The organism is Brucella grignonensis (assembly GCF_002252505.1).
GTDB lineage: Bacteria > Pseudomonadota > Alphaproteobacteria > Rhizobiales > Rhizobiaceae > Brucella > Brucella grignonensis.
Genome location: NZ_NNRL01000158.1, coordinates 1 through 11,989, shown reverse-complemented (window position 1 = coordinate 11,989; position 11,989 = coordinate 1). Strand labels below are relative to the sequence as shown.

Genomic DNA, 11,989 nt, shown 5'->3' with positions numbered 1-11,989 from the left:
AGTCTTGCAGTGCGGAGACAATTGGCGCATTAAAACCCACCCGAAAAGATCGGACTCAAGTACTTAAACCACCAGAAAAGAATCGAATCGATGGCTTCGACGAATCTCCATGCAAGCACCGACCCCCGACCGTTAAATCGGCAGGATTTCCGTACCCTTGGCCTTTCGGCACTCGGTGGCGCGCTGGAGTTTTATGACTTTATCATCTTCGTCTTCTTTGCGAGCGTCATCGGCCATCTGTTTTTTCCGCCCGATATGCCGGACTGGCTGGTGCTGATCCAGACGTTCGGTATTTTCGCAGCCGGCTATCTGGTGCGGCCCATCGGTGGCATTGTACTGGCGCATTTCGGCGACAAGTTTGGCCGCAAGCGTGTTTTCGCTTTCTCGGTGTTTCTGATGTCGATTTCGACATTGGCGATGGCCTGCCTGCCGACCTATGCAACGCTGGGCGTCGGCGCTCCGATCCTGCTGATCGTCTTCCGTATGTTGCAGGGGGCAGCCATTGGCGGTGAAGTTCCTGGCGCATGGACATTCGTGGCCGAGCATGTGCCTGCCAATCGGGTTGGCATGGCCTGTGGTTTTCTATGCTCTGGCCTCACGCTTGGCATCATGATCGGATCGCTTATTGCGACAGCTATCAACTGGATTTTCACGCCGGAAGAACTGGCTGCTTATGCATGGCGCATTCCGTTTTTCATCGGCGGTATCTTCGGCCTGCTTGCCGTTTATCTGCGCCGCTGGCTGGCTGAAACGCCGATCTTCACCGAGATGAAGAACAGCCATCTGCTGAAGGACAAGCTGCCGCTTGGCACTGTGCTGCGTAACCACATGCATGGTGTTATCATTTCGATGCTGCTGACATGGATCTTGTCGGCCGGCATTGTTGTCACCACGCTGATGACGGCAACCTTCCTGCAGAAGCTCTATGGCTATACGCCTTTGCAGTCACTGGCTGCCACTAGCTTCGGCACACTGTTCCTGATGTTCGGAACTGTAAGTGCAGGTGCCATTGTCGACCGCATTGGCAGCGGGCGCTTCTTCGCTGTTGCAGGCATTTTCTTCGGTCTCGCGACCTTCGCCTTCTACACCTATGCGGCGGTTTCGCTGCCGGTTCTGTTTGCGCTTTACGCGGTGATGGGGCTTTCGGTCGGCATGGTTGGTGCGGTGCCTTATGTGATGGTGCGCGCATTCCCGGCACCGGTTCGCTTTTCGGGCCTGTCGTTTTCCTACAATGTTTCCTATGCGGTCTTTGGCGGTCTGACGCCGGTGATCGTGACGTCGCTTCTGGTGGTCAATCCGATGGCACATGCCTGGTATCTGGTGTTCATCGCCGTTCTGACATCTGTGCTCGGCCTTTATTTGATGGCTCGCAGCGATCAGGTTGAAGGTGAGATCGGTCTGACGGAGCTTTCGACCGAGACTGCTGTTCCACAGCTGAACTAATAAAAAGGGCCGCGAAAGCGGCCCTTTTTCAATCAGAGAATTTTCTGCATGAAGGTAAGATCGAGCCAGCGCCCGAATTTCTGGCCGACCTGTTTCAGTGTGCCGCAATCCTCAAAGCCCTGCGATTTATGCAGCGCGATGGAAGCGGCATTGCCTGCTTCGATACCGGCAATCAGTACATGCACCTTTCGCTCGCGCGCTTCCTCCACAAGCTCGGTCAGGAGAGCGCGTCCGATGCCGCCACCGCGTGCGTCGCTCGCCACATAGATCGAAAGTTCGGAGGAATGGCGGAAACCCTCGAACGGGCGAAACGGGCCATAGCTCGCATAGCCGACGACCTGCCCCTCACGCTCGGCCACCAGAACTGGAAACCCGTCACGACTGCGGGCCTTGAGCCATTCACGACGGTTTTCCAGATCGACAAGCGTTTCATTCCAGATGGCGAGCGTGTTCTCGACCGCATCATTATAGATCGCAAGCAGAGTGGGTAGGTCAGCTTCGTTGGCAAAGCGGATGGTGAGGGTCATGTCAGAGGCCTTTATAGAAAAATGTGGTCGCGCAGGGGTTTCCGTCAGGATAAAGCGCATAATTCGGGATAACGCCGACGCGTTCCCAGCCAAGATGCGTGTAGATTGACTCTGCCGGACTTCCCGTAGCGGTGTCCAAGCAGATCAGTGTCTTGTGATGGTTGCGTGCTTCTCTCTCAGAGGCCTCCATCAGTTTGCGTGCAAGACCAAGGCCGCGCGCCTTGCGATGGATCAGCAGCTTTTTGAGATCGGCGCGATGCGGCTGATTGGGCATTTGAGCAAGACCAAGCTGAACCGTACCGACGATTTCGCCGTCATGTTCGGCAACCAGAAGGGCCGTGTCGCCGCTTTCGACTTCGTTGGCGATACGGTTCCAGTAGGGGATGAAACCCTGCCATTCACATGGTGCCATGAAGCCAACCGATGCGCCGCCCTTGACGCAATCTGTCAGGATTTCGGCAAGTGCCGGGATCGCGGCTTTGGCTTCTTGGAAATTGAGAACGCGAACCATGCTTGTTGCTTTCAAAGACTGCTGCGGCGTTCGAGCACGATTGTATAACGGGCGGTCGAGTTGCCAGGATTATGAAAGGTAATGCCTTCAACGAGCGGCATGTAAAGGCAGTCTCCGGTCTGGAGCTGATAAGCAGTTTCTCCGACGGTGATTTCCATCTGTCCATTCAGGAGCCACAAATGCTGCGTGATGCCTGCATTGGCCGCCTGTGGTGCGAAGGTGACCTTTGCGCCTGCAGGAAATTCGACTTCGATCATGTCGATATTCGACCCCGTTGCCGGTGGCGAAACAGACCGCCGGATATAGCCCGTATCCGGGTCACGCCAGACTGGCTGGCGATCATGCGTGAGCAAGGGAGAGGCAGGGGCTTCCGCATCGGCAAAAAAGGCTGAGAGCGACGTGCCGAGTGCTGCACAAATGCGCGCCAGAAGCTGTGCGGTCGGGCTGGTTTCGCCACGCTCGATCCGCGAGATCATGGCGCGGCTGACACCTGACGCATCACCAAGCGCATCCAGCGTCATGCCTTGCGCAAGGCGCAGGCGGCGCAGATTTTCGCCAATGGCGCTGTCGAGCTGCTCGATTATATTTTCCATTATGTTAGAATTAATATCTATTATAATGGAGTCAAGGGATATTCCGGATAGAAGGCAAAAGAAAACGGCGGGATTTCTCCCGCCGCATTCTTTTTGTCCGAATAATTCGGATTAACCCTTTGCCTTTAATTCCAGGCGGCGGCGATGCAGGACTGGCTCGGTATAGCCGTTCGGCTGTTCGCGGCCCTTGAAGACCAGATCACAGGCGGCCTGGAAAGCAATCGACTTGTCGAAGTTTGCGGCCATCGGGCGATAAAGCGGATCACCTTCATTCTGTTTGTCCACGACAGCTGCCATGCGTTTCATGGTTTCCATTACCTGCGCTTCCGAAACCACGCCATGATAGAGCCAGTTGGCGATGTGCTGGGCAGAGATACGCAGCGTTGCACGATCTTCCATCAGGCCGACATTGTTGATGTCCGGCACTTTCGAGCAGCCAACGCCCTGATCAACCCAGCGCACGACATAGCCGAGGATGCCCTGTGCGTTGTTGTCGATTTCGTGCTGGATGTCTTCCGGCGTCCAGTTTGGACGCGGGGCGACCGGCACCGACAGAATATCGTCGAGCTTGGCGCGCGGGCGGCTCTTCAGCTTTTCCTGAACGCTTGCAACATCAATCTGATGATAATGAGTTGCGTGCAGGGTTGCAGCGGTCGGCGATGGCACCCAGGCGGTGTTCGCACCAGCCTTCGGATGGGCGATTTTCTGTTCCAGCATCGCAGCCATCAGGTCCGGCATAGCCCACATGCCCTTACCGATCTGCGCATGGCCGGAAAGGCCGCATTCAAGACCGATATCCACATTCCACTGTTCGTAAGCGCCGATCCATGCGGCCTGCTTCATGTCACCCTTGCGGATCATCGGGCCTGCTTCCATCGAGGTATGGATCTCGTCGCCGGTGCGGTCGAGGAAGCCGGTATTGATGAAGACGACGCGGTCTTTGGCAGCGCGGATCGCTTCCTTGAGGTTAACCGTGGTGCGGCGTTCTTCATCCATGATGCCGATTTTCAGCGTGTTCGGCTTCATACCAAGCAGCTCTTCGGTGCGGGTGAAGATTTCATTGGCAAATGCCACTTCTTCCGGCCCGTGCATCTTTGGCTTGACGATATAGACCGAGCCTTCGCGCGAATTCATGTGGCGACCGTTCGCGCCAATATCATGCAGTGCGATCAGGCTGGTGAAGGCGGCATCCATGATGCCTTCCGGCACTTCGTGGCCGTCGGCATCAATGATCGCCGGATTGGTCATCAGGTGGCCGACATTGCGCACCAGCATCAGCGAACGGCCCTTGAGGCTGAGTTCAGAGCCATCGGCAGCCTTATAGCTGCGGTCGCCATTAAGGCGGCGCGTCATCTGCTTGCCGCCCTTCTCGAACGTGTCTTCAAGCTTACCATTCATCAGGCCGAGCCAGTTGCGATAAACTGCAACTTTGTCCTCGGCATCGACTGCTGCAATTGAATCTTCGCAATCCTGGATCGTGCTGACGGCCGATTCCAGAACCATGTCGGCAATATGCGCCGGGTCGGTCTTGCCGATCGGGCTGTCCGCATTGATCACGATATCAACATGCATGTTGTTCTTGGTCAGCAGAACATTGGTAGGTGCGGCCGCATCGCCATTATAGCCCTTGAACTGGCTGCCGTCCTTCAAGGCGGTGGCAGAGCCGTCGTTCAGTGTGATGGCCAGCTTGCCGTCCTTGACGGAAAGGCCGGAAACATCGGCCCACTTGCCCGCATTGAGCGGTGCGCTTTCGTCCAGAAAATTCTTGGCCCATGCGATGACCTTTTCGCCGCGCTTCGGGTTGTAGCCTTTGCCTTTTTCCGCGCCATCATCTTCGGAGATAGCATCGGTGCCGTAAAGCGCGTCATAGAGCGAACCCCAGCGTGCATTGGCGGCATTGAGCGCATAGCGGGCATTCATGACCGGAACGACAAGCTGTGGTCCTGCAATATGCATGATTTCTGGATCGACATTGGCGGTCGAGACCTTGAATTCTCCGCCTTCGGGCAGGAGATAGCCGATATCTTTCAGGAATTGCTGGTAATCAGCCTGCGAATAGCCTTTGTCGCGATTATCCTTGTACCAGGCATCGATCTTGGCCTGCAGGTCGTCGCGCTTTTTGAGGAGGGCGCGGTTTTTCGGTGCAAGATCGCGGATGATGGCGGCGAAGCCCTTCCAGAAGGCTTCTGGTTCAACGCCAGTGCCGGGTGCGGCTTCCTTGGCCAGAAATTCCACCAGTTCAGGGGCAACGCGCAAGCCTTCTATCTCAACGTAATTCTTCATGGCTTCGCCTCCTTTAAAAATAAAATACCGCTGACGCTTTTCAACGCCGGCTATCATGCTGTCTTTGAACCGCTTTATCGCGCTTTCGTCAATCAGCGTGCGGGCACATCATCTGTGACGCTGCGGCGAAAATAGCTTTTACAGGGATAGTCTTGCGCGGATATCATCAGGCGTAAAGCCCTGTTCGCGCAAGCTGCTGAGTGCCGTATCCTTGCGGCTTTTGGATAGTTTCAGACCATCATCACCCAGCACCAAATCGTGATGATGATAATGTGGTCGTGGCAAGCCGAGGAGCTTCTGCAAAAGCCGGTGCACGGATGTTGCATGAAACAGATCGCGTCCGCGGACAATATGCGTGATGCCTTGCAGTGCATCATCCACCACGACAGAAAGATGATAGCTGGTGGGGGTATCTTTACGGGCAATCACCACGTCGCCCCATTGCGCAGGATCGGCGTTCACGCGACCGGTCTCACCATTTGGACCTTGGCCGCTTTCGTCCCAGAAGAGCGCTTCACCAGCCATTTCGAGCGCCTTCTCCATATTAAGCCGCCACGCATAGGGCGCACCGGAGACGATGCTTTCCATCTGCTCTTTTTCGCTCAAGTTTCGTTCGCCCTGCGGATAAAGCGGTGTGCCGTCAGGATCGGCAGGCCATTCTTGGCCTTTGGCATGCGCTTCGCCGATGATCTCGCGCACCTCGGTGCGGCTTAGAAAGGCGGGATAGACGAGGCCCTTGTCGGCAAGCTTGGTCAGTGCATTGCGATATTCGCCAAAATGCTCTGACTGGCGGCGTACCGGCTGTTCCCATTCAAGCCCGAGCCAGTGGAGATCATCATAGATACCCTGTTCGAGTTGCGGTGTGCAGCGGGCGGTATCGATGTCTTCCATGCGCAGTAGAAAGCGCCCACCGTTGGCGTGCGCCATTTGTGCATTGAGAAGTGCTGAATAGGCGTGGCCAAGGTGCAATTGACCATTGGGGCTTGGAGCGAAGCGATATACTGGCTGGGTCATTATCATGTCAGTTGATTGTCATCTGATTACATTGGTACTTTGCGCGTGCATGAAATGAAAGGCCAGACGATGCGGCGGATCGATAGTTTGAGCGATATTGAAGCAGGCCTTGAAGCGCTGATGCTTGCTGATGAGCGGCTGGTTGATATACGCAGCCGTTCTCATGCCGTGCCGCTTCGCCGTTCGGAGCCGGGCTTTGAAAGTCTTGCCTCGATTATCGTTGCGCAACAGGTTTCAACGGCCAGTGCGGCTGCAATATGGACGCGGTTCAGACAGGTGATCGATCCGATGACACCGGAGGCTTATATTGCGGGCGGGGAAGAGGCATGGCGTTTTGCCGGGCTTTCGCGGCCAAAACAAAAAACGCTGTTTGCTTTGAGCGAAGCTTTGGCAGAAGGGGCAATTGATCTGCATGGGCTGTGTGATCTGCCCGCCGAAGAAGCGATCAAGGCGCTGACCGCTATCAAGGGCATTGGTCCGTGGACCGCTGAAGTCTATCTGCTGTTTTCCGCTGGTCATCCTGATGTGTTTCCGGCGGGCGATGTGGCGCTGCAAACGGCTGTCGGTCATGCTTTTGCGCATGAAACGAGGCCCGATGCAGCCGCTCTTCGTCTGCTGGCTGAAGACTGGGCGCCGTGGCGCGGCGTGGCAGCGCGTTTGTTCTGGGCGTATTACGCTGCGATCAAGGGACGCGAAGCTGCACCACTTCTGTAAAAGTTGCGTGTTTCCGGGGACATAAATGCGTTTCTGCTTCACAATCCTGTCACGTCGGGATTACATTATTCGCATCAGGTGAATGACGGCATTTCGATTCGCAGAAACTTGGTACCCTGCCTATCGCACTGCTGCCTTACAGCGGTGAGTCCGCTGTAACCATCTGTTTCTACGCATTATCCTACGCAAAACCGCTTCGCACTTTTGCTGGAAATGCTATTACAAGGTTGGAGCGTCTTAGGTTGCGCCCAGAATGGACGCGCGGCGCTTCGATGAAGAGCGCAATTCCGCATGGAAAGCCATTCGCACTTTTCCTTTCGGAGTTGCTCTGAAGGAGGTGCGCCCTTGAATGTAGCCGTCTCTCCCCGAACCGTTTCGAGCAGCGGATTGCCTGCTCTGGTTCTCAATGCGGATTATCGGCCGCTCAGCTATTATCCTTTATCGCTCTGGTCCTGGCAGGATGCGATCAAGGCAGTCTTTCTCGAACGCGTGCATATCGTGGCGGAATACGATCAGGTCGTATCCTCGCCATCGTTTTCCATGCGTTTGCCGAGTGTGATTTGTCTTAAGGATTATGTGAAGCCGCCGCGCTATCCGGCATTTACGCGCTTCAATCTGTTTCTGCGTGATCGTTTTGAATGTCAGTATTGCGGCTCACCGCATGATCTGACCTTTGATCACGTCACCCCGCGTTGCCATGGCGGCGAGACGACGTGGGAAAATGTGGTCGCCGCCTGTTCGCCTTGCAATCTGCGCAAGGGCGGCATGATGCCCGCCGTCGCGCATATGTGGCCGCGCCACAAGCCGGTTACGCCCACGGTGCAGGATTTGCACAATAATGGGCGTCTTTTCCCACCCAACCATCTCCACGACAGCTGGCTCGACTTCCTTTATTGGGATGTCGAATTGGAGCCTTAACTCCTCAGAATTCGCTCTTACTTCCCACCTTTTGCAAAAGCGCCGTAGTAGCCAATCGTTGCAAAGAGCAGGCTTGCGACGACGTTCCATCCGGCAAAGGACAGGCCGAGGAAGTGGCCCGGCGCGCTGTCACATGCTGGTGGGCGGGTCGCGTTGAGATCGCCGAGCAGATTGCCTGCATCAAGCGTAACCTTCATGGTGGCTGCACTGCAATCGGCAGGGCCCGGCCAGTATTTAAGCTCGACGCCTGTGTGATAGATGGCAAGCGCAAGGCCAAAGGTCATCAGCAACGCGCCGATCAGGATAAGACCGCGCGTCAGGATCGGGGGCCATTTCAGGCCGTAAGATACCCATGCTGCCGCCAGAACCGGCACGCCGATATAATAAGGCGTGCGTTGTTCGAGGCAGAGCTTGCAGGGCATGAAGCCAGCCAGATGCTCGAAACCCAGTGCCGTGCCGACGGTTGCGGCAAGGCCGACCGTCATGATGCCTGCGGTCCATGCCTGTACTTTGCCAACCGGATTAGTGAGTGCAAACGCCATATGGGATTCCCTGAAAAGGCCTTCTTATTCTTAAAGCAAATAACTAGCTTGTCTCCAAGCAACTTATTTTGACCGAGTTTGGGCGAACTGCTCAGGCGTGAAGATATTTCACAGCAAAGAAGAGCGCGATCAAGACGACCGCAACGAGACTTGCGATCAGGCCAAGGCGCTTTTCAATGAAGCCACGGATTGGTTCACCGTAGCGCTTCAACAGCCAGGCTAGGAAGAAGAAGCGGGCGCCGCGTGCAACGATTGCCGATGCAATGAACAGCCAGATGTTGATGCCCGCAGCACCGGACAGGATCGTTACAACCTTGATCGGGGGCAAATGGGCAAGACCTGATGTGATGAGCATCAGAAGAATCATGTCGGCGCTGGTTGTGCCGCGCATTTGCTCGAACGTGTCCAGCTTGCCATACATTTCCAGTACAGGTTTCGCGATCTGTTCATAGGCATGATAGCCGAGATACCAGCCTGCTATGCCGCCAAGAACGGAAAAAATGGTTGCAACCAAAGCATAACGATAAGCCCGTTCCGGGCGCGCGAGCGCCATCGGTAGAAAGAGCACATCGGCAGGCACCAGAAACACTGAACTTTCTACAAAAGCGATGAAAGCAAGCCAATATTCGGCGGACTTTCGGGCGGCAAGCGAGATCGTCCAGTCATAAAGTCGGCGCAGCATGAAGTTTTCCGGATTTTTTGCGGGCAAACACCCAAGGATTGTTCGCATCGTCTATAAATAAAAAAGGTGGCACGAACAATGCGTACCACCTTTTTAAAGTCGTCCGGGTTAATTTCAGCGCTTGTAGGCGCTGCAGATGTATTTGGTTTCGAGATATTCCTCGATACCATATTTCGAACCTTCGCGACCGAGGCCCGACTGCTTCACGCCGCCGAATGGTGCAACTTCGTTGGAGATCAGGCCGGTGTTGTGTCCAACCATGCCATATTCCAAGCCTTCGCTGACGCGGATCGCGCGGCTGAAGTTCTCCGTATAAAAGTAAGCAGCCAGACCAAAGATCGTGTCGTTGGCGGCCGCGATCACTTCTTCTTCGGTGTCGAAGGCAAAGAGTGGTGCGAGCGGGCCGAAGGTTTCTTCCTTGGCGACCAGCATGTCCGAAGTGACGCCGGTCAGAATGCCCGGTTCAAAGAACAGGCCACCCAGTTCCTTACCGCCTGAGATGAGTTTTGCACCCTTTGAAACCGCATCTTCAATATGCGCCTTGACCTTGGTGATGGCTTTTTCTTCGATCATCGGGCCGATGACGACACCCGGCTCGGTGCCGTTGCCGACTTTCAGTTCTTTCACTTTCGCTGCCAGCTTTTCAGCGAACTTGTCGTAAACGCCGCGCTGAACATAGATGCGGTTGGCGCAAACACAGGTCTGACCGGCATTGCGATATTTGGAGAGCATCGCGCCGTCCACAGCGGCATCGATGTCTGCATCATCGAACACGATGAAAGGTGCATTGCCGCCAAGCTCAAGCGAGATGCGCTTGATGGTTGGGGCGCACTGCGCCATCAGCAGGCGACCAACCTCGGTCGAACCGGTGAAGGAAAGCTTGCGGACAATGTCATTGCTGGTGAGTTCTGCGCCAATTTCGCGAGCCTTGCCGGTCACGATCTGCAGAACGCCTGCAGGAATGCCAGCCTTTTCAGCCAGAACACCAAGCGCAAGCGCGGTTAGTGGGGTGAGATCGGCAGGACGGACGATCATCGTGCAGCCAGCAGCCAGTGCGGGCGCCGCTTTACGGGTGATCATTGCCGCTGGGAAGTTCCATGGCGTGATTGCAGCCGTCACACCGACTGGCTGACGGATGACGGTCAAACGCTGGCCGGGCTGTGTTGCAGGGATCGTGTCGCCATAGACGCGTTTAGCTTCCTCAGCAAACCATTCGATGAACGAGGCGGCATAAATAACTTCGCCGCGGGCCTCTGTGAGCGGCTTGCCCTGTTCCGATGTCATGATCAGTGCAATGTCATCTGCATTGGCAACAATCAGCTCGAACCATTTGCGCAGGATTCCAGCGCGTTCTTTGGCGGTCTTCGCAGCCCATGCTGGAAGAGCCTTGTTCGAAGCGTTGATTGCCTCTTTAATAGTATCGATGGAGAGAGAAGGAACGGTTCCAATGACAGAGCCGTCTGCCGGGTTGGTCACGTCAATGGTCTTGCCATCGGCGGCATCAATCCAGCGGCCGTCCACAAGGCATTGCGATTTCAGCAGCGATTTATCTTTCAAGGCAATCATATCTGATGTTCCATCTCGGTGTTGCGTCAGAGGGCGGTTCAATATATTGAACTCTATACGATATACTGAATAAACCAGTAGGCAGAGCCAAAGTCAATTGATCTGTCGGTTGGGTAAAGAGGGCATATGGACAAACCCGTAGGTGATGAAGAAAGTTCCCTGAAGCTGGTTCCAGCCGTGGTGAGAGCGACGCAGATTCTCGACTGTATTGCGAAGAGCCGCGATGGGCTCAAACTTTCGGATCTGGTTCGTCAGACCAGATTGCCAAAAAGCAGCGTCCATGGCCTTTGTCAGACGCTCACTCATTTGAATTTGTTGAAGCTCAATAACGACGGAAGCTTTACAATGGGACCGCAATCGGTCCGATGGGCGAATGTCTTTCTTGCTGACAGTGATATTGTCGATGCTTTCCATGAAGCGGTCGCGGACGCCGAAGGGCTGGGCGCTTATACATTGACACTCTCACATCTTGAGGGCCCAGAAGTCATCTATCTGTCCTGCCGTAACTCGACCTCACCGCTTGGCATTACATTTCGCATCGGTATGCGCGTGCCAGCTGTTTTTACGGCGACTGGCAAGGCAATGCTGGCGGCAATGTCTCCGCAGGAACTGGAGCGTCATCTTCCATCTGAGTGGCCGCAGCCGATTACATCCTCCAGTGTGCAATCGTTGAAGAAGCTTGAAGCTGAAATGGCCGAAGTGAAAGCGAAGGGCTATTCGCTCGATAACGGACAGTTGCGTGAAGGCATGTTCTGTATTGGTGCCGCCATTTGCGACCGTCCGTTCCATCCGGCCGCAGGTATCGCTCTTTCTATGATGGCCGCAGAAGCACGGCCTGACATGGTGGAAGCTATGGGCAAACGAATGCGTGCGCTGGCGGATAGTCTCGGTGAGCGTATGGGCTGGTGCGCTTAACCGCGGCACCGAGCGCTTAATATATAGCGACTTCATAAGAGGGCTGCGTTTTGCGGCCCTTTTCATTGCCTGGCATCGAATCGCTCTGGCTTGGTTGATTAATGTTTGGTAAAATTGACTGGATATGCCCTGTGGAAAGAAAGTTTGATATTTTTGTTATTTTAGCGTTGACAGTTTTGATTAGTGGGACGTATATAGCGCCACAACGAGGGCGGCGGCGTCGCAAGCGACAGGCTGATGCGTCCTTGGGGTTGACATAGATTGATTGACAGTGATGTTTG

13 protein-coding genes are annotated in these 11,989 nt (G+C 55.1%); 4 read left to right on the top strand and 9 right to left on the bottom strand.

Going from position 1 to position 11,989, the window contains the following annotated elements:
• The first annotated feature begins 90 nt into the window (after positions 1-90).
• The gene (locus CEV33_RS09680; RefSeq protein ID WP_094540302.1) at positions 91-1,443 is read left to right on the top strand and encodes an MFS transporter; all 1,353 of its coding nucleotides are present in this window, start codon (positions 91-93) and stop codon (positions 1,441-1,443) included.
• A 32-nt stretch (positions 1,444-1,475) separates the two neighbouring features.
• On the opposite strand, the gene CEV33_RS09675 is transcribed toward CEV33_RS09680, so the two are convergent.
• From CEV33_RS09675 to gluQRS, 5 genes are all read right to left on the bottom strand, one after another.
• On the bottom strand, positions 1,476-1,970 hold the full coding sequence (locus CEV33_RS09675) for a GNAT family N-acetyltransferase (protein ID WP_094540301.1): 495 nt from the start codon (positions 1,968-1,970) through the stop codon (positions 1,476-1,478).
• A gap of 1 nt (position 1,971) precedes the next feature.
• A complete protein-coding gene (locus CEV33_RS09670; protein ID WP_094540300.1) occupies positions 1,972-2,481 on the bottom strand; it encodes a GNAT family N-acetyltransferase in 510 nt (169 codons plus the stop codon).
• An 11-nt stretch (positions 2,482-2,492) separates the two neighbouring features.
• Positions 2,493-3,074 (bottom strand): helix-turn-helix domain-containing protein, encoded by a 582-nt coding sequence (locus CEV33_RS09665; protein WP_374817687.1) that lies wholly within the window; start codon positions 3,072-3,074, stop codon positions 2,493-2,495.
• Positions 3,075-3,185: 111 nt separating this feature from the next.
• A complete protein-coding gene (locus CEV33_RS09660; RefSeq protein WP_094540478.1) occupies positions 3,186-5,357 on the bottom strand; it encodes a malate synthase G in 2,172 nt (723 codons plus the stop codon).
• A 138-nt stretch (positions 5,358-5,495) separates the two neighbouring features.
• On the bottom strand, positions 5,496-6,371 hold the full coding sequence (gluQRS, locus tag CEV33_RS09655) for a tRNA glutamyl-Q(34) synthetase GluQRS (RefSeq protein WP_094540477.1): 876 nt from the start codon (positions 6,369-6,371) through the stop codon (positions 5,496-5,498).
• Between the two features lie 69 nt (positions 6,372-6,440).
• Between gluQRS and CEV33_RS09650 the strand changes: the two genes are divergently transcribed.
• Both CEV33_RS09650 and CEV33_RS09645 read left to right on the top strand, forming a co-directional pair.
• Positions 6,441-7,085 carry a DNA-3-methyladenine glycosylase family protein gene (locus tag CEV33_RS09650; RefSeq protein ID WP_094540299.1) on the top strand — a complete coding sequence of 215 codons (645 nt, stop codon included), beginning with the start codon at positions 6,441-6,443 and terminating at the stop codon, positions 7,083-7,085.
• A 345-nt stretch (positions 7,086-7,430) separates the two neighbouring features.
• Entirely contained in the window at positions 7,431-8,003 is a 573-nt protein-coding gene (locus CEV33_RS09645; protein WP_094540298.1) for an HNH endonuclease, read from the top strand.
• Between the two features lie 17 nt (positions 8,004-8,020).
• Here CEV33_RS09645 and CEV33_RS09640 read toward each other — a convergent pair whose 3' ends face one another.
• The 3 genes from CEV33_RS09640 to CEV33_RS09630 all read right to left on the bottom strand — a co-directional run bounded on the left by CEV33_RS09640 (position 8,021) and on the right by CEV33_RS09630 (position 10,793).
• Positions 8,021-8,545, bottom strand: a complete 525-nt coding sequence (locus tag CEV33_RS09640; protein ID WP_094540297.1) for a disulfide bond formation protein B — start codon at positions 8,543-8,545, stop codon at positions 8,021-8,023.
• Between the two features lie 91 nt (positions 8,546-8,636).
• The gene (locus CEV33_RS09635) at positions 8,637-9,227 is read right to left on the bottom strand and encodes a YqaA family protein (protein WP_094540296.1); all 591 of its coding nucleotides are present in this window, start codon (positions 9,225-9,227) and stop codon (positions 8,637-8,639) included.
• 114 nt (positions 9,228-9,341) lie between these two features.
• Positions 9,342-10,793, bottom strand: a complete 1,452-nt coding sequence (locus CEV33_RS09630; protein ID WP_094540295.1) for an NAD-dependent succinate-semialdehyde dehydrogenase — start codon at positions 10,791-10,793, stop codon at positions 9,342-9,344.
• 126 nt (positions 10,794-10,919) lie between these two features.
• Between CEV33_RS09630 and CEV33_RS09625 the strand changes: the two genes are divergently transcribed.
• A complete protein-coding gene (locus tag CEV33_RS09625) occupies positions 10,920-11,708 on the top strand; it encodes an IclR family transcriptional regulator (protein WP_094540294.1) in 789 nt (262 codons plus the stop codon).
• A gap of 16 nt (positions 11,709-11,724) precedes the next feature.
• On the opposite strand, the gene CEV33_RS24240 is transcribed toward CEV33_RS09625, so the two are convergent.
• Positions 11,725-11,989 (bottom strand): hypothetical protein (locus CEV33_RS24240; protein WP_208620182.1); only part of this gene is annotated, 265 nt, incomplete at its 5' end.